This is a genomic window from Agrobacterium tumefaciens, from assembly GCF_009649785.1.
Lineage (GTDB): Bacteria > Pseudomonadota > Alphaproteobacteria > Rhizobiales > Rhizobiaceae > Agrobacterium > Agrobacterium tumefaciens.
Window position 1 is genome coordinate 154430 of sequence record NZ_WJOK01000002.1, and the last position, 21193, is coordinate 175622.

23 protein-coding genes are annotated in these 21193 nt (G+C 58.9%); 4 read left to right on the forward strand and 19 right to left on the reverse strand.

From position 1 onward, the window contains the following. Window positions 1–173: 173 nt before the first annotated feature. Window positions 174–1157: a Gfo/Idh/MocA family protein gene (locus GH784_RS02655; RefSeq protein ID WP_065703695.1), complete on the forward strand. Its 984-nt coding sequence runs from the start codon at window positions 174–176 to the stop codon at window positions 1155–1157. On the opposite strand, the gene GH784_RS02660 is transcribed toward GH784_RS02655, so the two are convergent. Continuing rightward, window positions 1154–1525, reverse strand: coding sequence for a hypothetical protein (locus GH784_RS02660; protein WP_013635327.1), 372 nt, complete (start codon window positions 1523–1525; stop codon window positions 1154–1156). The two genes, GH784_RS02655 and GH784_RS02660, sit on opposite strands and share 4 nt — an antisense overlap. 11 nt (window positions 1526–1536) lie before the next feature. Beyond that, window positions 1537–1779 carry a hypothetical protein gene (locus tag GH784_RS02665; RefSeq protein WP_038489554.1) on the reverse strand — a complete coding sequence of 81 codons (243 nt, stop codon included), beginning with the start codon at window positions 1777–1779 and terminating at the stop codon, window positions 1537–1539. 190 nt (window positions 1780–1969) lie between these two features. Here GH784_RS02665 and xseA point away from each other — a divergent pair, with 190 nt between their 5' ends. After that, the gene (gene xseA, locus GH784_RS02670; RefSeq protein ID WP_025592194.1) at window positions 1970–3574 is read left to right on the forward strand and encodes an exodeoxyribonuclease VII large subunit; all 1605 of its coding nucleotides are present in this window, start codon (window positions 1970–1972) and stop codon (window positions 3572–3574) included. Here the strand turns inward: xseA and GH784_RS02675 are convergent, their stop codons facing one another. The 3 genes from GH784_RS02675 to GH784_RS02685 all read right to left on the reverse strand — a co-directional run bounded on the left by GH784_RS02675 (window position 3575) and on the right by GH784_RS02685 (window position 6153). Then, the gene (locus GH784_RS02675; protein ID WP_065703697.1) at window positions 3575–4777 is read right to left on the reverse strand and encodes a mandelate racemase/muconate lactonizing enzyme family protein; all 1203 of its coding nucleotides are present in this window, start codon (window positions 4775–4777) and stop codon (window positions 3575–3577) included. A 54-nt stretch (window positions 4778–4831) separates the two neighbouring features. After that, window positions 4832–5539 carry a FadR/GntR family transcriptional regulator gene (locus tag GH784_RS02680; RefSeq protein WP_065703699.1) on the reverse strand — a complete coding sequence of 236 codons (708 nt, stop codon included), beginning with the start codon at window positions 5537–5539 and terminating at the stop codon, window positions 4832–4834. Between the two features lie 113 nt (window positions 5540–5652). Next, a complete protein-coding gene (locus GH784_RS02685; RefSeq protein WP_013635330.1) occupies window positions 5653–6153 on the reverse strand; it encodes a MarR family winged helix-turn-helix transcriptional regulator in 501 nt (166 codons plus the stop codon). Window positions 6154–6234: 81 nt separating this feature from the next. Here GH784_RS02685 and pecM point away from each other — a divergent pair, with 81 nt between their 5' ends. Beyond that, the gene (gene pecM, locus GH784_RS02690; protein WP_065703701.1) at window positions 6235–7101 is read left to right on the forward strand and encodes a 4-hydroxybenzaldehyde efflux transporter PecM; all 867 of its coding nucleotides are present in this window, start codon (window positions 6235–6237) and stop codon (window positions 7099–7101) included. Between the two features lies 1 nt (window position 7102). On the opposite strand, the gene GH784_RS02695 is transcribed toward pecM, so the two are convergent. The 3 genes from GH784_RS02695 to GH784_RS02705 form a co-directional block, all read right to left on the reverse strand. Next, window positions 7103–8341: an aminopeptidase gene (locus GH784_RS02695; RefSeq protein ID WP_065703703.1), complete on the reverse strand. Its 1239-nt coding sequence runs from the start codon at window positions 8339–8341 to the stop codon at window positions 7103–7105. Window positions 8342–8428: 87 nt separating this feature from the next. Next, on the reverse strand, window positions 8429–8905 hold the full coding sequence (gene ybaK / locus GH784_RS02700; protein WP_065688399.1) for a Cys-tRNA(Pro) deacylase: 477 nt from the start codon (window positions 8903–8905) through the stop codon (window positions 8429–8431). 12 nt (window positions 8906–8917) lie between these two features. After that, window positions 8918–9265 (reverse strand): ArsC family reductase, encoded by a 348-nt coding sequence (locus GH784_RS02705; RefSeq protein WP_038492648.1) that lies wholly within the window; start codon window positions 9263–9265, stop codon window positions 8918–8920. 211 nt (window positions 9266–9476) lie between these two features. Between GH784_RS02705 and GH784_RS27085 the strand changes: the two genes are divergently transcribed. Then, window positions 9477–9644 carry a hypothetical protein gene (locus GH784_RS27085; protein ID WP_003503889.1) on the forward strand — a complete coding sequence of 56 codons (168 nt, stop codon included), beginning with the start codon at window positions 9477–9479 and terminating at the stop codon, window positions 9642–9644. Window positions 9645–9704: 60 nt separating this feature from the next. Here GH784_RS27085 and GH784_RS02715 read toward each other — a convergent pair whose 3' ends face one another. From GH784_RS02715 to GH784_RS02765, 11 genes are all read right to left on the reverse strand, one after another. Next, window positions 9705–10421 carry a 2'-5' RNA ligase family protein gene (locus GH784_RS02715; RefSeq protein ID WP_065703704.1) on the reverse strand — a complete coding sequence of 239 codons (717 nt, stop codon included), beginning with the start codon at window positions 10419–10421 and terminating at the stop codon, window positions 9705–9707. Window positions 10422–10525: 104 nt separating this feature from the next. Beyond that, window positions 10526–12103: a glutamine-hydrolyzing GMP synthase gene (gene guaA, locus GH784_RS02720; RefSeq protein ID WP_003514664.1), complete on the reverse strand. Its 1578-nt coding sequence runs from the start codon at window positions 12101–12103 to the stop codon at window positions 10526–10528. Window positions 12104–12185: 82 nt separating this feature from the next. Further along, entirely contained in the window at window positions 12186–12824 is a 639-nt protein-coding gene (locus tag GH784_RS02725) for a 5'-methylthioadenosine/S-adenosylhomocysteine nucleosidase (protein ID WP_065703706.1), read from the reverse strand. Then, window positions 12821–13270: a PaaI family thioesterase gene (locus GH784_RS02730; protein ID WP_003514669.1), complete on the reverse strand. Its 450-nt coding sequence runs from the start codon at window positions 13268–13270 to the stop codon at window positions 12821–12823. The genes GH784_RS02725 and GH784_RS02730 overlap by 4 nt, the downstream gene beginning before the upstream one ends. A gap of 80 nt (window positions 13271–13350) precedes the next feature. Beyond that, a complete protein-coding gene (locus GH784_RS02735) occupies window positions 13351–13803 on the reverse strand; it encodes a TspO/MBR family protein (protein ID WP_013635337.1) in 453 nt (150 codons plus the stop codon). 51 nt (window positions 13804–13854) lie between these two features. After that, window positions 13855–14949 (reverse strand): DUF1513 domain-containing protein, encoded by a 1095-nt coding sequence (locus GH784_RS02740; RefSeq protein ID WP_112493086.1) that lies wholly within the window; start codon window positions 14947–14949, stop codon window positions 13855–13857. 4 nt (window positions 14950–14953) lie between these two features. Beyond that, window positions 14954–16075, reverse strand: a complete 1122-nt coding sequence (locus GH784_RS02745; protein WP_065703708.1) for an imelysin family protein — start codon at window positions 16073–16075, stop codon at window positions 14954–14956. Beyond that, entirely contained in the window at window positions 16075–17607 is a 1533-nt protein-coding gene (locus GH784_RS02750) for a di-heme oxidoreductase family protein (RefSeq protein WP_038489585.1), read from the reverse strand. The genes GH784_RS02745 and GH784_RS02750 overlap by 1 nt, the downstream gene beginning before the upstream one ends. Before the next feature lie 41 nt (window positions 17608–17648). Continuing rightward, on the reverse strand, window positions 17649–18926 hold the full coding sequence (locus GH784_RS02755) for an imelysin family protein (RefSeq protein ID WP_003514680.1): 1278 nt from the start codon (window positions 18924–18926) through the stop codon (window positions 17649–17651). Between the two features lie 155 nt (window positions 18927–19081). Beyond that, entirely contained in the window at window positions 19082–20371 is a 1290-nt protein-coding gene (locus GH784_RS02760) for an RsmB/NOP family class I SAM-dependent RNA methyltransferase (RefSeq protein WP_065703710.1), read from the reverse strand. Window positions 20372–20432: 61 nt separating this feature from the next. After that, the gene (locus GH784_RS02765; RefSeq protein WP_013635343.1) at window positions 20433–20801 is read right to left on the reverse strand and encodes a septal ring lytic transglycosylase RlpA family protein; all 369 of its coding nucleotides are present in this window, start codon (window positions 20799–20801) and stop codon (window positions 20433–20435) included. Window positions 20802–21193: the final 392 nt, after the last annotated feature.

Genomic DNA, 21193 nt, shown 5'->3' on the forward strand with positions numbered 1-21193 from the left:
TTCTCCATTGGGTTCATGTATAGCATAATTCACCTTTGAAAGGCTGGATAAAAGCATGGAAACCGACAAAGGAAGGACGAATCCAGCCATAGCGTTTGCAGTTACGTTTCGTGCGACTTGCCAGGCGTCGCGACAATGGTAAGTTTCCCGGAATTACAGAGTGGGAGAATGAGATGCTGCGCTTCGGAATAATTTCAACGGCGAAAATCGCTCAGGATCACGTCATTCCGGCGATTCAGGATGCGCGGAACTGTGTGGTGAGCGCCATCGCCAGCCGCGATCATGCCAAGGCGCGTGCGGTTGCAGATCGTTTTTCCGTCCCGCATGCCTTCGGCTCCTATGAGGAAATGCTTGCATCCGATGTGATCGATGCCGTCTATATTCCGCTTCCCACCTCGCAACATGTGGAATGGACCATAAAAGCTGCCAATGCCGGCAAACACGTGCTGTGTGAAAAGCCGATCGCACTCAAGGCTGAACAGATCGACGCCATCATCGCGGCGCGGGATGACAATGGCGTCGTCGTGTCGGAGGCTTTCATGGTCACCTATTCTCCTGTTTGGGCCAAGGTGAAGGAATTGCTGGCATCAGGTGCAATCGGAACGCTGAAGCATGTGCAGGGCGCTTTCAGCTACTTCAATCGCGATCCCGGCAATATGCGCAATATTCCCGAACTGGGCGGCGGGGCCTTGCCGGATATCGGCGTCTACCCGACCATCGTCACCCGTTTTGCCACGGGTGCCGAGCCGAAGCGCGTACAGGCGAGCGTCGAGCGTGATAAGGAATTCGGCACCGATATCTATTCCAGCGTCAGGGCCGATTTCGGCGGCTTCGAACTGAGCTTTTATCTGGCAACCCAGCTTGCCGCCCGCCAGCTGATGGTTTTCCATGGCACGGACGGGTACATCGAGATCAAATCTCCCTTCAATGCAAATCGCTGGGGCGCGGAGGAAATCGAGTTGACCAACCAGGGCCATAACCAGTCGCAAGTCTTCCGGTTTCAGGATAGTCGCCAGTACAAGCTGGAGGCGGAGGCCTTTGCCCGCGCGGTGAAAGGTGAGGGCGAGGTCGTCACCCTGGAAAGCTCGAGGAAGAACCAGCTTTTCATCGATGCCATCTACCGTGCGGCGGAAAAGGACGGTTGGGAGACGGTTTAATCCTGATCCGCACGCTGCTTTTGAAGCCGCCTATAGCCGTAAAGCGCCAGCACCAATGCCGCGAGTGCCGAAAAAGCAAGCGGGACCAGCGGCTGCACGAGTGGATTGCGCCATTGCAGCAGGGCGAACAGCCCGACGCCAACCATGCGGGAGATAAGCGTGACGGCGTTCAACAGAAAGCCGTTCAGCTCATTGCGGCCATCGCCATTCGAATGGTTTAGCCTCCAACTCGTCGCAAGCCCTGCCAAAGCGCCCGGAAGACGGGCGGCAAGCGGGTCGATGCCGATATAAAAAATCAGCAGAAAAGAGATGGAAAGGTCTACAGCCAGTCCGTAAACCTCGGTCAGGGCGAAGTGGCGAAGCCGCAAGGCCGTGTGCTTTAAAGCGTCGGCTGGGTGGAGCGCGGACGTTGCAGCACGAGAAGGCCGATGACCACACTCACAACGCCGAAATTATAACCCGCAAGCGCCAGGAGCAGCGACATCAGCGGCACGGCGGTTGCAGAAATCGCCAGTGCGACACCATAGGCGCCGATAACCATCAGGCAGATGAAAATGATGCTGAATACCGAACGCAACGCAACTGCGGTTACGCCGAGCAATGTGGCGGTAAGAAAAATCATGAATGCCGCCTCCTCTTTGGTTGCCGGGTCTGGGATAAGACGTAGCGTCCTCTTCCCTAACGAACCCTTGTTTTCTCCTCCCTCACCCATTTTCCTAACTCGTTAGTTGAGGATATGGTTTCACCGCCGTTAAAATAGACCCGGCCAGTACCGGCATTTCCGAATCGACGGGTTTTGGTTACAAACGGGCATGAGCGATATTTTCTCCAATGCCGCATTGAGCAATCTTGCCGAGTTCTCGGTTTCCGAACTGTCGGGTTCCATCAAGCGAACGGTGGAGACGGCTTTCGATCAGGTGAGGGTGCGCGGCGAGATTTCCGGCTACCGGGGTCCGCATTCTTCGGGTCACGCCTATTTCTCCCTGAAGGACGATCGCGCCCGCATCGATGCGGTTATCTGGAAGGGTACTTTCTCGCGGCTGAAGTTCCGCCCGGAAGAGGGCATGGAGGTCATCGCCACCGGCAAGGTCACCACCTTTCCCGGCTCCTCGAAATATCAGATCGTCATAGAAAGCCTGGAGCCGGCCGGCGCGGGCGCGCTGATGGCTTTGCTGGAGGACCGCCGCCGGCGTCTGGCGGCGGAGGGGCTGTTCGATGCGGAACGCAAACGCCGCCTGCCGTTCATGCCGCGTGTCATCGGTGTTGTCACATCGCCCACGGGCGCAGTCATTCGCGATATTCTCCACCGGATTTCGGATCGCTTTCCGGTCCATGTCGTCGTCTGGCCGGTCAAGGTGCAGGGGGAAGGCTCGGGTGAGGAAGTGGCGAACGCCATTCGCGGTTTCAATGCGCTTCAGCCCGGCGGTGAGATTGCACGCCCCGACGTGCTGATCGTCGCCCGTGGAGGCGGCAGTCTGGAAGATCTCTGGAGCTTCAACGACGAAATCGTCGTGCGCGCCGCTGCCGAGAGCGAAATCCCGCTGATTTCCGCTGTGGGGCATGAGACGGATACGACCCTGATCGACTACGCCGCCGACGTGCGCGCACCGACACCGACGGGTGCCGCCGAAATGGCCGTGCCGGTGCGTGCGGAACTGGAGGCGCAGCTCTCCGGACTTGCAGCGCGCCTTTCCGGCTCGGTATCACGCCAAATGGACAATCGCCGACAGGGCGTGCGTGCTCTGGTGCGTGCGCTGCCATCGCTTGACCAGCTTCTGGCTCTGCCGCGCCGTCGTTTCGACGAGGCCGCAAGCGGTTTGGGTCGCGGGCTTGAAATGACGACGCTGAACAAGCGCCGCGCGTTCGAACGCTCTGCTTCGGGTCTGAGGCCGGAAATCCTGCTGAATGGTCTGCGGCAGCATCGCCAGCGTGTTACGGAACGCATGCAGAGGGCCGAGGCGCTTGTGGAGCGCCGCCTGTTGCAGGCGCAGTCGAGAATTTCCTCGACCGATTCCGCGCTGCGTTCGCTGCCCGCCCGCTTGCTCGGCCAGTTGGAGCGGCAGAAGGAACGGGTCGTCACCGCAACGCGACGTGCCGATACCGCCGTGCTTCACCGCATGGCGCAGAACCGCTCGGGCCTTGCCGCCCATGACCGCATCCTGCAGTCGCTGTCCTACAAGAATGTGCTGAACCGCGGTTATGCTGTCATCCGCGACGAGGAGAACCGGCCCCTGACCCGGGCTGCTGCCATCGCGTCCGGCGCTGTGGTGTCAATGGAGTTCGCCGACGGTCGCGTGGCCGCCCTGACGACAGGCGAGGCTACTCCATCATCTGACGTTCCCACGCCTGCTGCTCCCAAAAAGAAGCCGGTGAAACCGGCCTCTTCCGACCCGGGAAATCAGGGCAGTCTGTTCTGATCAGATCGACGCCGCATCTGAAAAACGACGGCTGACGGTGAAGGTCTTTTCAATATAGGGATGCAGCTCCATGCCAAGGCCGGCACCCGGCGGCACGGTGATCATGCCGTTTTTAACTTCCGGCAATGCGGTAACGAGATCGCGGTACCAGGTCTTGTAGAAGGCGCGCACGCTTTCCTGAACCAGCGCGTTCGGTGCGTTGAGCGACAGATGCGTGGAGGCGCAGAGTACCACCGGGCCGGTGCAATCATGCGGCGCAACCGGCAGATGCCAGGCTTCGGCCATGGAAGCGATCTTGCGCGCTTCGGAAAGTCCACCACACCAGCTGATGTCAAGCATCACCACGCCGGCAGCGCCAGTTTCCAGAAGATCTCGGAAAGCCCAGCGCGAGCCGAGCGTCTCCGATGCGGAAATCGGCGCGGGTGAAACGGCGGCATAACGCGTCAGGCTGGAAAGGCTGTCCATCTTGATCGGATCTTCGTGCCAGAAGGTCTGGTAAGGGGTGAGCGCCTTGGCGATCTGCATGGCTGGCAGAAGCTGCCACATGGAGTGAAACTCCACCATGATATCCATCTTGTCGCCGACTGCCTTGCGAATTTTCTCGAACGGCTCGAGCGCGCTTTTCAGGTCAGGCATCGAGATATATTGGCCGCGCGTCTTTTCCGCCGCCGCATCGAAAGGCCAGATCTTCATGGCCGTGATGCCGTCTTCCAGCAGCGAATGGGCAAGCTCGTCCGCCCGGTGCAGGAAGCCGTTCAGATCGTCATAATCCTTGCCGCCGGACAGGCCGTAATTGGCCGTCTGCTGGCCGGTCGCCTTCTTGATATATTCCGTGCCCGCGCAGGTATTGTAGGTGCGGATTTCCCTGCGGCTGAAGCCGCCAAGCAATTGCGCAATAGGCTGGTTGGTGGCCTTGCCGAAAATATCCCAAAGCGCGATATCGAAGGCCGAATTGCCGCGTACTTCCGCCCCCGATGAACGGAAGCCGAGATAACCGACGAGGTCCTGTGCCAGAAGGTCGATCTGCAGCGGATCGCGGCCGATCACGCGGGGTGCGATATATTCGTGCACATAGGTTTCAACCGTCTCGGCGCCGTAGAAGGTTTCACCAAGTCCGGTAATGCCCTCATCCGTGTGGACCAGAACCCAGAGCAGGTTTGCCCGTTCCGCCACGCGGACGGTTTCGAGTTTCGTAATTTTCATGAAGTGTCTCCTCCAGAGGCAGGCAGTTTTCGGTCTGGAACTGCGTTTGAAAAATCAGGCGATGCCGGCGGCCAGAAGCGCATGCACGCTTTCATCGAAATGCCGCGCCATAAGTGTCGAGGCCGTTTGCGGGTCGCCCGCGGCAATGGCCTGTCCGATGGCCATATGAAGTTCAGTCGCGGCATGACGCTGCGCGTCGGATTTGCGGCTCTTCCAGCCGATCGGCCATGTCTGGCGCGTCACATTCTGAAAGGCGCCGAGAATGAGTTCGAAAACCGGGTTCTTGGAGGCTCTGGCAACGGCAAGGTGAAAGGCAAGGTCGTGTTCCATGACCCTGTCACTATTACCGAAGTCCCGCTCCATATTGTTGGCGTGGTCGAGAATGGTGAGTGCCTCCGCATCCGTTCGCCGCAGCGCCGCCAATGTCACGGTTCTGACTTCGATGGTGCGGCGCACGTCGTAAATCTGCTGGATGTTGATCTGCTCGGTGTGAATGCCATGTTCGAACATCAGCGACATCGCGCCATGATCCAGCGTCGCCACCGTGGCGCGCTTGCCGACGCTGACATCGATCAGCCGCATGGCCGACAAGGACCGGAAAGCCTCGCGAACCACGGTGCGCGAGACACCGAGCTGCTGCGAAAGCGAAAGCTCGCTGGGCAGCTTCGCTCCGGGGGCAAGTTCGTTTTCGCGAATGTGGCGCGTGATTGCGCCAATCGCGCTGCTGACGAGATCGGTTTCCTGCGAAATGGGCTTATACAATCGTTCCTCCAACCTGTAGGACAGGTTAACGGAAAATTGCTTATAGGATTCTTAGCGCCAAAACAAGCGCCATCACCTGCGCGATTGCTGGTTCCTGTCCGCTTTTTAGGGAACTAAGCTTCAAACCCCTGTAGAAACCGCTTCACAAGCTTGTTCAGCGCCGTGCGTTCTTCTTCGCTGAGCTGTGCGACCAGCCGTTGCTGGTTCTCGACATGGGCGCTGACCGCGTCCTCGACAATGGCAAATCCCCGCTCCGTCAATGATATCAACACGCTGCGCCGATCCTGCGGGTTGTGGATGCGCTCCACCAGACCCGCTTTTTCCAGCTGGTCGATCCGGTTGGTCATCGTGCCGGAGCTTACCATTGTCATGGCCAGCAGATCACCGGGCGAAAGCCGGTAGGGCGCGCCCGCGCGCCGTAATGTCGCCAGCACATCAAAAGCGGAAGAGGAGAGGCCGTGTTTCAGCAGCACCGCCTCCACCTCGCGACCGAGATGCGTGGTTAGCCGTTTCAAGCGCCCAAGCAGCCCCATTGGCTCGACATCAAGATCGGGCCTCTCCTTGCGCCATTGCGCCAGAATGTGATCGACGTGATCAATCGGTTCTTTGCTCATCACCAAGGTATAACAACTGATATCTTGACGTCAAGATAAAATTGGCTAAGTTGTATTTATCTTGATGTAGAGATTCTTGAAATGAAGAAAAACACCACCTATGCCGCCGATGTGCTGGTGACGGCACTTGCCCCCGCCATCTGGGGGACGACCTACTTCGTCACCACCGAATTCCTGCCGCATGGATATCCATTCCATGTTGCGATGCTGCGCGCCTTGCCGGCCGGCATATTGCTGTTGCTTCTCGTCAGAAAACTACCGGAGGGCATCTGGTGGCCACGCAGCCTTATTCTAGGTGCGCTGAATTTCTCGTTTTTCTGGGCGATGCTTTTCGTTTCGGCTTACCGGCTGCCGGGTGGTGTAGCCGCGACTGTGGGTGCGATCCAACCCCTGATCGTGATCGGCCTTTCGCGGCTGTTTCTCGCCGCGCCGGTCCGGCCGCTGGCCATTGTCGCTGGTCTTCTGGGTATGTTAGGCGTCGCACTTCTGGTTTTGGCGCCGGGTGCTGCCGCGTTGGATGCCGTCGGCGTGGCTGCGGGTCTTGCAGGCGCCGTATCCATGGCCTTTGGAACCGTGCTCACCCGCAAATGGCGACCGCCGGTGTCGAACCTCACCTTTACGGCCTGGCAATTGACGGCTGGAGGCATTCTGCTTCTGCCGGTCGCATATTTCCTGGAACCGGCCCTGCCTGCACCTACCGCGGCCAATATTCTCGGCATGGCCTATCTCGGCATTATTGGCGCCGCCTTGACCTATTTTCTGTGGTTCCGGGGTCTCGCCCGCATCGAACCCTCGGCTGCAGCCTCGCTCGGTTTCCTAAGCCCTGTCGTTGCGACCCTGCTCGGCTGGCTGGCGCTCGGCCAAAGCCTCACGCCAGCGCAAATCGTCGGCTTCGTTGCAGTGCTTTTCAGCATCTGGCTCAGTCAGCGGAGCCAGCTGCCGAAATAGCTCAGGCCCATTCGCCCTTGCGCATCACCGGAACTGTGGAGCCATCCGGCTTCACGCCATCGATATCCACCTTATCGGAACCGATCATCCAGTCGATGTGGATCAGGCTGGAATTGCCGCCTTGCGCCTTGATCTGGTCCTGCGACAACGAAGCACCATCAACGAAGCATTTCGAATAGCATTGGCCGAGCGCAATGTGGCAGGAAGCGTTTTCGTCGAACAGCGTGTTGTAGAACAGGATGCCACTTGCCGAAATCGGCGAGGAATGCGGCACCAGTGCCACTTCACCCAGACGCCGCGCACCCTCGTCGGTATCGAGTACCTTGTTCAGCACGGCTTCGCCCTTCGAAGCCTTGGCTTCCACGATGCGGCCGCCTTCGAACTTCACCTGGATATCGTCGATCAGCGTTCCCTGATGTGAAAGCGGCTTGGTGCTGGACACGTAACCATCCACGCGCAGCGCATGCGGTGTGGTGAACACTTCTTCCGTCGGAATGTTCGGGTTGCAGGTGACGCCGTTCTTGGCGGTGGAGGCGCCCCCATGCCATTCGTGGCCGTCCGCCAGGCCGATTTTCACGTCCGTGCCGGGACCGGTGAAATGCAGCGACGAGAAACGTTCACCGTTCAGCCATGCCGAACGCTTGGCGAGATTGGCGTTATGCTCCGCCCATGCCGCGACCGGATCGGCGAGATCTACACGCGAAGCGGCGAAGATGGCGTCCGCGAGCTTGCGAACCGCTTCGTCTTCCGTCAAACCGGGAAAGACCTGTTTTGCCCAGGACGGGTTTGGATAGGAGATGATGTTCCAGTTGATATCGAAGTTGGAAATCTTCTCAAGCGCCGGCTTATAGGCCGTGGAATTGGCCTTGTTGGCGCGCGCCACCTTGGCGGGATCCTGTTCGGCCAGCAGCATGGGGTTGTCGCCGGCAATCGCAAGCCGCGCCGCGCCATTGGCATAGGCCTTGGCCATGCCGTCATAGAGCCAGCCGGAAGCCCGGTCGAAATTGGCGTCACTGGCGTGGCGGTAGCGGGAAAGCGTGGTTTCTTCGTCGGAGTAGAAGGTGGTGACCAGCCCGCCGCCGGCAAGATAGGCGTGTTTGGTCAAAAACCGCACCAGCGGCAACGCCGCCAGCGGAGCGGTGATCACCAGATCCTGATCCTTCTGCAATTGCAGGCCGACCTTGACGGCGACTTCAGCCAGTTTCTCGAGTTTGACGGGATCGATGGGGGAAACAGTCATGATCTGCCTTCGTATATTTCAATCGGAGGCGCCGACCATAGCCCATTCGCTTCGAAAGCCAAATGCTTTCAAAGCTGTGTCGAGACGTCAATCGGCCACCAAAGGTGCGACAACGGCTTTCAGCGCGGCCTGCGCGTCGCCGGGGGAAAGCCTTACCTGCAAACCGCGCTGGCCACCATTCATGTAGACATAGGAATGGGTCATGGCTCCAGTCTCTATGGCGGTCGGAACCTGTTTTTTCTGTCCAAAAGGGCTGATGCCGCCCACATGATAACCGGTTGCCCGCTCCGCATCGGCGGGCTTCATCATGCTGGCAGATTTCCCCCCGAAGGCGGCGGCGAGCTTCTTCATGCTCACTTCCCGGTCGGACGGGACGACGACGCAGACCGGCTTGCCATCCAGCTCAGCCATCAATGTTTTCAGAACCAGATGTGGCGGTTCGCCGATAGCTTCGGCCGCCTGCAGGCCGATCCGGTCGGCATTCGGGTCGTAGTCATAGGTAACTGTGGTGAAGTTCACACCGGCCTTGGTCAGCATCTGCGTAGCGCGGGTTGTCTTGGACATGGTGGCCTGCGCTCACGCAAAGAGGGACTGATAGGTTTCCGGCTTGAAACCGACGGTTATCGCCTCCTTGGCCTCCAGCACCGGTCGCTTGATCATGGAGGGCTGCTCCAGCATCAGGCCAATGGCCTTTTCGCGGGTAAGATCGGCTTTCTGGCTATCGTCCAGTTTTTTGAAGGTAGTGCCGGCCCGGTTCAGAACCGTTTCCCAGCCCGCGGCATCGCACCATGTTTCGAGATGGGCCTGGTCGATACCTGCCGTCTTGTAGTCATGGAAAGAATAGTCGACACCGTTGGCTTCCAGCCAGCTTCTGGCCTTTTTCATCGTGTCGCAGTTCTTGATGCCGTAAATGGTGACCGTCATGTTGCCTGCCTCTTTGTCTTGAACTTCCGGCATAACAAATAATGCGCCGTATTCAACCCGCAGCCTGAAGCACGGAATTCGAGCCATGCAAAAATGCAGTGTCTGACATCCAAACGAGCGCGAGCAAAGCTGCATGGCTTCCCTGCTACATCATGAGTTGTAGCAGAGGACAAAAATGCCCATTATCTGGGCATCAAAGATGGAGAGAAAAATGCGTCAGGTTGCAAAGACATCGCGTAACTTCTTTGGCGAAACTTTCGCCGTTCTCGGTGCCGCACTTTCGGTTTCGGCCGCTGTCCGCGCGCATCGCAAGCCGGCCCGCGCCGACCTCGAAGCGCTTGGCATCGACGGCAAGGCTTTCGACAAGGTTCAGCTCTAAGCTGATTATCGTTTGCAGCGAGGCGACATCGCCTCGCTCGTGCGTATATGTTGGCGGGCCTTAGCGTTCCGCCTGCTTTCGGTTCGGCCGTTTTCTCGGACCGATCAGTTTATCCGGTAAATGCAGCTGGCTTTCGAGCGGCTCGTAACGATCTGCTTTTGCGGAGAGTGCGAAGCGTCCAAGGGATTCATGTCGCGTTTCGCCATTATGGCTGAAAACAAGCTCGAAATTACCCGCAAGCCAGCTATAGGGTTTTCCTGCCGGCATCGGCTCTATCTTCCCGCAGCCATAAATCATCGTGATATGCGGCGTGTAAGATGGTGCCGCGATATAGGGAAGGTTTGCCTGTCGAAGCGCGCGTTGCAGCAGCTTCACCAGAGCGTTGATCTCCGGCAGATCACCACCGTTTCGCAGCACCAGACTATTGCGACTGCCGAAAAGCGCGCTTGCGTCCAGGGTGACCGGAACAGGCCGCGCGTTTACAGCACCCATTGCTGCCTTCAGCCTGCTTGTCAGTCCGTGAGGGATTGTCTCGAAACATCCCAAACACAGCAGGGTTATGTGCAGAAGCTCGGCGGGATATGCCTCGCGGGTTGTCCGCCCCTTGGCATGATGCGACGCATCGACAAAAATTCTTTCCGCCAATTGCCGTGGTGGCTTCAGCAGTAGCAGGAGCTTGTTTCGAAAGCGCGGATTAATGCGCCGTATTTTCTGCGGCTCCAGCCCATCAAAACAAAGCTGCCTTAAGGCTCTTTCGTCCGCCAACTCGCACTCCATGACGATGCTCCACAGCCTTATGCCAAGGCCGGAAACCTATCATTGCGCGGTGATAAAATAAAGAACAAAAGAGGAACAAAAGGCGGAATTGCTCCGCCTTCGTTTTACTCCCATTCGATCGTGCCGGGCGGCTTGCTCGTCACGTCATAGACGACACGGTTGATGCCGCGGACTTCGTTGATGATGCGGGTCGCGGCGCGGCCGAGGAAATTCATGTCGTAGGGGTAGAAATCCGCCGTCATGCCATCCACGGAGGTCACGGCGCGGAGCGCACAGACGAAGTCATAGGTGCGGTAGTCACCCATGACGCCCACGGTCTGCACCGGCAGGAGCACTGCGAAGGCCTGCCAGATGGTGTCGTAAAGACCCGCCTTGCGGATTTCGTCGAGATAGATCGCATCTGCCTTGCGCAGAATATCGAGCTTCTCGCGGGTGACCGCACCGGGGCAACGGATCGCCAGACCCGGGCCGGGGAAGGGATGGCGCCCGATGAAGCTTTCCGGCAGGCCAAGTTCACGGCCAAGCGCACGCACCTCGTCCTTGAAGAGCTCGCGCAGCGGCTCCACCAGCTGCATGTTCATGCGCTCGGGAAGGCCACCGACATTGTGGTGGCTCTTGATGGTGACGGAAGGACCGCCGGAGAAGGAAACGCTCTCGATGACGTCAGGGTAAAGCGTGCCCTGCGCGAGGAAATTCGGAGCACCCTTGCCGTCTGCTGCGATCTTGGCAGCTTCCGCCTCGAAGACCTCGATGAACAAACGGCCGATAGTCTTGCGCTTCACTTCCGGGTCGGAGACGCCAGAAAGCTGGCCCAGGAACATGTCTGCGGCATCCACATGTACCAGCGGAATATTGTAATGATCGCGGAACATGCCGACGACCTGCTCGCTTTCGCCAAGCCGCATCAGGCCATGATCAACGTAAACGCAGGTCAGCTGGTCACCGATCGCCTCATGGATGAGGATCGCCGCAACCGAGGAATCGACGCCGCCGGAGAGTGCGCAGAGCACGCGCCCGGTGCCGACCTGATCGCGGATCTTGCGGATCATCTCGGCGCGATAGGCTGCCATCGTCCAATCGGATTTGAGACCGACGATCTTGTGCACGAAGTTGGAGAGCAGCTTGCCGCCATCTGGCGTATGCACCACTTCCGGGTGGAACATGGTGGTGTAATAGTGGCGTGTCTCGTCGGCAGCTATGGCGAAGGGTGCGTTCTCGGAGGTTGCGATAACCTCGAAACCCTCCGGCAGTTTCGTCACGCGGTCGCCGTGGCTCATCCAGACGGGATAGCTCTTGCCCTGTTCCCAGAAACCGTCGAACAGAGGGCTTGCCTTTTTGATGTCGATATCGGCGCGCCCGAATTCCGCCGCGTGACCGCCCTCGACAACGCCGCCGAGCTGGGTGCAGAGCGTCTGCTGGCCGTAGCAGATGCCGAGGATCGGAACCTTGCTGTCGAACACCGCCTGCGGCGCACGCGGGCTGCCTTCCGCCGTGACAGATGCGGGGCCGCCGGAGAAGATCACGCCCTTGGGCTGGAGCTTCTCAAACGCCTCTGCGGCATTCTGAAACGGGTGGATTTCGCAATAGACCCCGGCTTCGCGAATGCGGCGCGCAATCAGCTGCGTCACCTGGCTGCCGAAATCGATGATGAGAATGCTGTCGGGATGGGCTATCTGGGTCATGGCGAGCCTTTAAAGAAAATGGCGGCTTTAGGCAACCCGGAAGCGGGCATCTAACAGCGGAAATTTACTAAAATCGCGAGGTTCAAAGGGTGATCGCACCATCTTCGATAGCGCGGCAAAGCCTGTCAACGGCGTCTGCGAGCTTTTCATCGATGATATGCAAGTATTCCGTCCAGTCGTCCACATGGTTCACATCTTCCCTGCCATCGGAAATACCGCGCAGGCCGATGAGCGGCACGCCGAAGCGCTGGCAGGCCCGGAGCACGGCATAGGTTTCCATTTCCACCATATCGGCATCGATCGACCCATAGGTGGCACCAGAGACGACGTTGGCGCCCGTGGAAAGTCGCGCCTCGGCAATATCGGGTATGCGCAGGGGCAAGGCCACCTCGGCCGGCAGATCGAGAAACGGCGTGCGACCCTTTTCAAAACCGAAGGCTGAGGCATCCATGTCGCGATAGGCAACAGAAATCGCCTGATAGATGCCAGTCTGGTCGAGCGTCCGCGAGCCGGCGGAGCCGAGCGAAACGACAAGATCAGGCAGATGGTCCGCCGCATTGAGACCGGCAAGAATTGCCGTGACCGAAATCGCTGCCTCGACCGGGCCGACGCCGGTCATCAAGGGCGCGATGCGCGCCTGCAGGTGGGGGCCGTATTCGGCGGAAGCCGCCATCACGAAAAGTATGGATTTGTCTGCAACATGCAAAAGCCGGTAGCTCATCCGGTAATATCCTCGCGGCCCTTCACCACCATCATCGTGCCTGTCATGGAGGCGATGAGCTTCGCCGGCCCGTCGGAAAGGGCGTAAGCGCGGCCATCGGCAACGATCAGGTTGTTGCCCGGCTTGATGATTTCGCCACGAAACAGGAACCGCTCGCCGCGCCCGGGCGACATGAGGTTGACCTTGAACTCGATTGTCAGCAGCGAGGCTTCCGGCTCTATGATCGTATAGGCGGCATAGGTGCAGGCGGTATCCAGGCCCGCGGCAATGACACCGGCATGCAATATGCCGTGTTGCTGTGTCAGCTTTTCATGAAACGGCAGCTCGATTTCCACCAGACGGTGTTCGATGCGGCTTATCTGCGCACCGATTGCCTGCACCACACCCTGCCGCGCAAAGCTTCTTTCTATCCGCTGACGAAAATCGCCGGGATCCGTGATCTCCATTGGCTTACCTGCCTGCTTTTTTCCTCACCGCAAACTGACATGGCGTGTGGCGGCGGGCAAGGCAAGTGCCGCAGGAGCAATTAGTTCAGCACGGCGATGCTGGCATTCAGCAGCGTGGCAAAGGCGACCCAAAGGGCGTAGGGCACGAAAAGCCACATGGAGATGCGGTCGCGACTGTAGGTGAGCGCAATGAAAGCCAGAATGCAGATCAGCATAGGCACGATGATGACGAGCGCGCCTGTCGGGCTTTGCATGCCGAAAAAGATGGGCGACCACAGGAAATTCAGCACCAGCTGCGTGAACCAGAGACGCATGCGCGTGCCCGCCGGTCTCACGATCCATGTTCGCGCGCCTGTAATGCCGATCATCACGTAGAGCGTTGTCCAAACAGGGCCGAATATCCAGTTGGGCGGGTTGAATGGCGGCTTCTGAAGCGACTGGTACCATTCGCCCGGCACGTTGTTGATGCCGATGAGCGCACCCAGCGCAACAACCACAACCACGAAAATGATATACACGGACAGGTTTTTCATGACGCCTCAAATGCTTTTTGGTCTTTTTTGTTCCGGTGCATTTTCAGTATTTTAGCCCGAAATACGCACGATATGCTGGTCCCACGCCACGTCGCTGCGAATAGCCTCGAAAAATCCGTCGTAGGAAGAAACCGCAATGCCCTTTGTGGCGGGGGCAACGCCCGCAGCCTCACGAACGGTCGTCTCGGATACAACACGCCCGGTTTTCGCATCCAGCGTCACGGCCGCGTTGCCATTGGGTGAGGTCAGGCCCACCAGGCCATCGCGCCGGTTGACGGCGATGGCACCGACATAATTGGCAAGGCGCACCGTCGTTTGCTCTGGTAGATCGACGAAGGCAAGGTCCTCGCCCTTCGAGAAATGGCCAACAAGCGGCGGAAGATCGTTGCGCGGTCCTCCATATTGGCAGGCGAACCAGACACGCCCGTCATCGCCGAGATCGACATGGCGGGTGGAAAGCTGTCGCAACTGGTCTGGCATCGTATGTTTCTGGATCAACTGGCCGCTGGCGGCGTCCAGAAGCACGAGCGACGGCTGCATGCTGTCGACATTGAGTTTGGTTCGGCCGAAATCCGGGTGGGTCTCGATGCCGCCATTGGCGATCACGATCAGCCTGCCATCGTCGCTCACGGTCATGTCATGGGTGCCAATGCCGTGGGCGTCGTATTCACCGATGCGGGCAAATCCGTTGCGCGCATCGTAAAGCCCGATAACACCGCGATTGCCATCGAAGTCGTTTTCGCTGGCGTAGAGGATCGCACCGTCGGGAGAAAATTGTCCGTGGCCGTAGAAGTGGCGGTTTTCCGGCGTGTGCATCACGACAGGCTCGCGGCGTCGCGCGGGGTCAAAGGCCATGAAGAAGGTGCCGGGCCGGCGCGCAAAGGCCACTGTCATGCCGGTCGCATGGCTCGTTGCCATTCCATGGGCGCGGGCCGGGAGCGCAACACGGTCGATGATCTCGCCGCGTTCGCTCACAGTCGCAATGCCGTAGGAACCGTCATGAGCGCGAAAAGCGGAAGCGAAGACAGCGTCGGCGCGTTCAAGCGCATGCAGCGAGCCGGGAGCGAGCGTCGCTAGGAACGGAATGCCCGCCGCCTTGATGAAGCTACGCCTGTCTATCAGCGTCGGCTTTTTGCATGATATCACCGCCTCAATCTCCGTCGGCGAAGGAAAAGCCGGAGCTGAGACCGATTGCGCCGCCATACTGGTCGTTGAGGCGGTAGATCAGGTCTTTGCCGTTCAGCAGCAGGTAATCCACCTTGGCGCGTTGCTGGTCGTCATCAAGCGCCTGTTCCACGTTGGTATCAATCGTTCCGGCAATGCGAATCATCGATTTGGCGATGAAATCGATGGAGTTGACGATGGAGCGCTGGTCGGATGGCACGAGTTCGACCATATCGGCCGTGTGCAGGAGGGTCTGAACGGCCTTGATGTTTGCGGCAATGCTTTTCCACGTCAGGCCGGACCGCCAGTAGATCGCCGTGCGGGGAAACTTCGCCTTGTCCGGCCCTTTGTAGAACGTCTCAATGCGCTGGTCGCGGATTGCTTCAGCGCCGTGTACGAGAATGCCAAGCAGCGCAACCAGCGCCTCACGCTCATCGCGAAAGACGGGATTATCCGCGCCGGGCTGCGTCCAGTTTTTCTGCGCGCCGTCAGGTGCGTTCCAGCTGTCGGAAAGCTCCGCCGCCACATTGGCAACGTTGCCGGCAATCGCCGCGCCATAACGGCAACGGAAATAGCCCTTCTTGTCGAACAGGTCACCCGCTCCGGCGCCATAGAGCACGAATTCCAGCGCGCCGAGGCCCTGCGCTGCGACACTCTTGCCCTTCAGGCTCTCGGCGCTGGTGACGCTTTCGTCCTTTTCCGCAAGGTAACGCTGTACCTGTTTCAGGCCAAGACCCTTCTTGTCTGGGTAATAGAGCACACGTTCGAAGCGGTTGTGCTCGATCACCGGACCGACCCGAACGATCTCGATGGTTGACCAGCTGGAGACCGTATCGGCAAAGGCCGCTTTGGCCGCCTCATCCGTCGTTTTGGAAGGGGCGGCGCAGAACGCCTTCATGCTGCCTTCCAGCTTCTCTGCCGATTGCCGGAAGTGGTCATAGCCGGGACGTATGAAACCGTTCACTGCTTTTTCCATCACGCCCCGCACCTGTATGGGGTCGAGCGGTGGCGGCGGCATCAGCTCCACATCCTGCGCCATTGCGGGCCGCATACCCAAAAGCAGCAGCACGGAGATGAGACCGGGTATTTTTCGCATGGCATTTTTCATCAAAGGGACTCCAGAAAAGCCAGCAAAGCCTGCCGGTCGGATTTTTGCAAGGCGGCAAAGGCATCGCGCGCTTTTTGCGCTTCGCCACCGTGCCATAATATCGCTTCTGTCAGGCTGCGCGCCCGCCCGTCATGCAGGTAAAAGCCGTTGCCATTCACGCTTCGCGTCAGACCGATACCCCAGAGCGGCTGGGTTCGCCATTCCTGCCCGCTTGCTTCGCCCACCTGCTGGCCGTCGGCAAGCTCCTCTCCCATGTCGTGCAGCAGAAAATCCGAATAGGGCCAGATCAGCTGGAAAGACTGCATGGGGTCGGCAGCGTCACGGCGGGTGACAAATTTCGGTGTATGGCAGGATGTGCAGCCGGATGCGTAAAAAAGCTGCTTTCCCCGCAACACGGTGGGATCACCCACATCGCGGCGCTGCGGCACTGCAAGGTTTTCGGTGTAAAAGGTCACGAGATCGAGAATGGGGTCTGGCGCCTCCACTGGCCCAAGCCGTGGCTGCACGCCGGTCGGCATGGCAAGACAGTCTTTCTGAACGTCGGTGCAATCACCATAGGCGTTTTGTGCATCCGGCGTGGAAATGCCGATATCGTGGGAGAAGGCGCTGGCGCTCTGGTCGCGGACGCTGGCGTTCTGGGCTTTCCAGCCAAATCGGCCGAGCTTCACTTCGCCGGTCCGGTGATCCCGTACAAAAGCAGGGCGCCCGGAAATGCCGTCGCCATTTTTGTCATCCGGATCGGCGCCGGCCAGAATGTCGGCATCGGCAATGGCCTCGATCAGCCCAAGCCCAAGGGTTGGCATTGCAATCCGCGCCGACAAAGTCGTATCGACGCCCAGGGGGCCATAGTGCAGGCCTGCCACGGCATAGTCTGGCTTGCGCAGCATCACCACCTCGCCGTCGGCCAGCCGCACGGGCTTTTCGATATAGGTGATGACAGGTTTGCCCTCTGCGGCGAGGCCGGGAATGGCAACGTTCTGAAGCTGCCGGCCATAGGTCTCGTCGGGAAAATTCAACACCTCGTGGCGCGCAATCGCTGCCCGTTCCGCCTCGTTGCGGGCAGGCCGGGCCAGCCGCAGAAACAGGGAGACGGCATCTTCGCCGGCAAGTGGCGGTCGGCCTCTGCCGTCCTTCACATGGCAGGCCTGGCAGGATCGGGCGTTATAGAGCGGCCCCAACCCGTCTGAGGCTTGCGTGGAGGAGGGGGAAGACACCCAGAGCTTCTGGAACAGCGCATTGCCGAGCTTGAAATCCTGTTTTCGCTCAAACGGCATTGTTGCGGATGGATGCGAAAACGCGCCGCTATCGGCTTTATGGGTGCTGGTCGTTGCCCCGCCGGACATGGCCTCGAAGGGCTCCGGCATGGTAAAATCCATCGTCGGCGCGGTGACAGCCTGAACGCGGCTTTGGTCTTTTTCCGTCAGATCGTCACGAAGCGGCGCGGCAAGCACCATCGATGCCACAAGGCAGGCTGCCCCGGCGAAAAAGAACGGCTTGCGGATCCGGGGCAGCGATGAGTTCATGGAAAGCATGGGAATGGCGGGCCGCAGCGATCTGCGGCCCGCATTGGCTCTTATTTGAAGACGGCGTTCGGATTATCGAGGCTGGCGGAACCCTCAAGTTCGATCTTGCCGAGATCGAGTGCCGCAATCACGCGTTCGACGGTTTTCGTCTGGTCGAGAAGGCCGTCGATGGCAGCCTGAACCACGGCGTTGCCTTCCTTGTTGCCTTCGCCGATCATCTGGTCGTAGGCCTCGACCGTCTGGGCACGCTTTTCCATGGCATGCATGGCGTCGAGCGTCTTGTTCAGTTTCGCCGTCATCTCGTCGTTCAGCGCCTTGTCCTTGGCGCCGACCAGCTCCGACAGCGAGGCGCCGGTCATCTTCGTTCCATCCACACGGGTATATTCGCCGGTATAGGCAGATGCGATGCCGATGGCGTCGTTAAGATGCGAATTATAGGTATTGTCTGAGAAGCAATCATGCTCCTCTTCCGGATCGTGCAGCAGAAGGCCGAGCTTCATGCGCTCCCCTGCCAGCTCGCCATAGGAAAGAGAGCCCATGCCGGTGAGAATGGCGGTCAGGCCGGCTTTCGGGTCGGCTTCCACTGTCTTGGTGGCTTCGCCTTCCGGCGCCCAGGCGTCCACCATTTCCTGAAGATCCTTGATCAGCAGGGTGGAGGCGGACTTCAGGTAATCGGCGCGGCGGTCGCAATTGCCGTTCGTGCAATTCTTCTTGTCGTAGTCGGTATAGGGGCGGTTGCCCGCACCCGGTCCGGTGCCGTTCAGGTCCTGGCCCCAGAGCAGGAATTCGATGGCGTGGTAACCGGTCGTCACATTGGCTTCGACATCGCCCGCCTCGTGCAGGCTTTCGATCAGTTCGGGGGTGATCTTCGAGGTATCGACATCTTCGCCGCTGATCTTGATCTTCGGATTGGCGATGATGTTTGCGACGTAAAGCTCGTTCTCGTCGCTCTCGGTGCCGTAGGAACCGTCGACATAGTCGATCAGGCCTTCATCCAGCGGCCAGGCATTTACCTTGCCTTCCCAGGCGTCGACCACAGGGTTGCCGAAACGATAGACTTCCGATTGCTGGTAGGGAACGCGCGCCTTGATCCACGCTTCACGTGCAGCTTTCAGCGTTCCTTCGCTCGGTGTTGCGATCAGCGCGTCGATTGCCTTGTCCAGCGCCTTCGCCGTGGTCAGCGAATCCTCGTATTTCGCATGCGCGACGTCGGCGTAATGCTTGACGACAGCGGCGGCGTCGGTCGCAGCGCGGGCGGGAAGCGCGGTGAAGGTCGCGGATGCGGCCAGAAGCGCGAAAGACGCGCTGAGAATGGTTTTGCGGATCATGATCCCTCTCCTTGGGCAGGCGTGAAATAACTTCACGCTGCGGCAAGCGAGTTCTGACCCAATCGCAAACTTGTGTCAAATATTCTAGTTTAGAATGCTTTGAAACAAGCTACTCGGTATTTTTCGAAGTAAAATCAGCGCGTGCAAAACCTGTTTCAGGCTTTGCGTTTCATTACGCAGAAGAAGAAACCGTCCGTATCTGTAGTTGCAGGCGTCAGCGTCACTGTCTTGCCGTCAGAGGAATGCGGTTTGTTTGCATTGCCGCCAAAAGTCGTCTGCCAGCGTTCCAGTGCCGAACCGATATAGAATTGCGGATTTTCTTCGCAGAAGCGCTTGACCTGCTGCTCGTTTTCCTCGGGCAGAACCGAGCAGGTGACATAAAGCAGCTCGCCGCCGGGGCGCACAAAACCCTTGGCCTGCGAAAGGGCCTCGCCCTGCTGCTGTACCCGTTCTTCCAGATTGCGTGTCGTCAGCCGCCATTTGGTGTCAGGCCGCCGGCGCCATGTTCCGGTGCCAGTGCAGGGGGCGTCCACCAGAACGCGATCGAATTTTTCATGAAACGGGACAAGTCCGGCTGCGCGGTCATGAACCTGCACATTGCGCGTGCCGGCTCGTTTCAGCCGCTCGATGATCGGCGCGAGGCGCTTGCGATCGGCGTCGAAGGCGTGAACCTGACCCTTGTTGTTCATGCTGGCGGCCATGGCCAGCGTCTTGCCGCCGCCACCGGCGCAATAATCGAGTATCTGTTCGCCTTCATGCGCGCCGGCAAGATCGGCAACGATCTGCGATCCCTCGTCCTGCACTTCGAACCAGCCTTTCTGGAAGGACAGTTCGGCGGTCACATTCGGCAGGCGGGAAGGGCCTTCGCCGGCGGGGATGCGGACACCCTGACGGGCGATATGCGTTGCTTCCGCACCGCTCTCTTCCAGCGCCTTCAGCACCTTGTCGCGAGTGGCCTTCAGCGTGTTGGCCCGCAGATCAAGTGTCGGGCGCTGGTTCAGCGCCTGCGCCTCGGCAAGCCAGCCCTCTCCGAACGCCGTCTCGAAGGATGCTTGAACCCATTCGGGAATGTCGCCCTGAATATGGGCTGGTGCATCGGCGAGAGAACGGGAGAGAAAGGCTTTCTGCTTTTCTTCATCAGGCGCGGCAGGGGCAAATTTGTCGCCGTCGAATTCCGCCGCAAGTTCCGAAAAGCTCTTGCCCCATTGGCGCAGCAGAACTGCATAACCAAGCGAGGCGGCGCTGTCGTCATCCATCAGCCAGGCGTGTGACAGTTTCATGCGCAACGCGTCATAGACGATGTTGCCGATCGCGGCCCTATCACCCGAACCTGCGAAACGATGGGCAAGTCCCCAGTCCTTCAGAGCATCGGCAACGGGACGCCTGCGTCCCTCAATATCCGCCAATACTTCGATTGCTCCGGCCAAACGCCCGCCCAAACGCATTGTCTACCTCATTTTGCTGATTAGCCCGGTTGGTAGACGCGAATGGCGGCAAGGGCAAGGCTCAATCGGCGCTGACGACCTCGTAGCAGACCTTGGCGGTGCCGGAACTGATCATGCCGATGTTTTTGGCAGCGGCCTTGGAAAGATCGAGAACGCGACCCTTGATGAACGGACCGCGGTCATTGATGCGTACCACAACGGCCTTGCCGTTACGGGCATTGGTAACCTTGACCTTGGTGCCGAACCGCAGCGAACGGTGAGCGGCGGTCATGTTTGCGGCGTTCATACGCTCGCCCGAAGCAGTCTTGGAGCTCAACGCATACCACGATGCCCCTCCACAACCATTTGCCGCATTCGCCTGAAGAGGCGCAATGATGGAACAGGCGGCTATAGTTGCGACGGTGAAAGTTATACGACGGATATTCAACAAACTGTGCTTCCCTGAAAATCGGCCCCGCGCCGATTGATTGTGCCCTTGCTAAACGGCCATTGTCTGGCCTGAACGCGTTTGAATGCGAGATTGTAGGGCGAGGGAAAAATGGCGAAAAAAAGCTGATCTCAAATCACGAAGTGTTACAGACCGTAACATTCGTGATTGTTAGCCGGAAAGGTGTTGTCGGTGCCTTATTGTTGAAAAGTGGAAAAAATGACGCAGAATCAATGCTCAATGGAAATGCTGTTACAAGTCACGCCTTCGTGAATCGAGTTCACGAAATGTGAGCGAAATATTTTTCTAATGGCTATGATTTTAGCGATTTTTGCATGGTTAATAAAAGCCTAATTGACTGAAAAACCACCAAAACCATCCTCAAAAACGGGTTT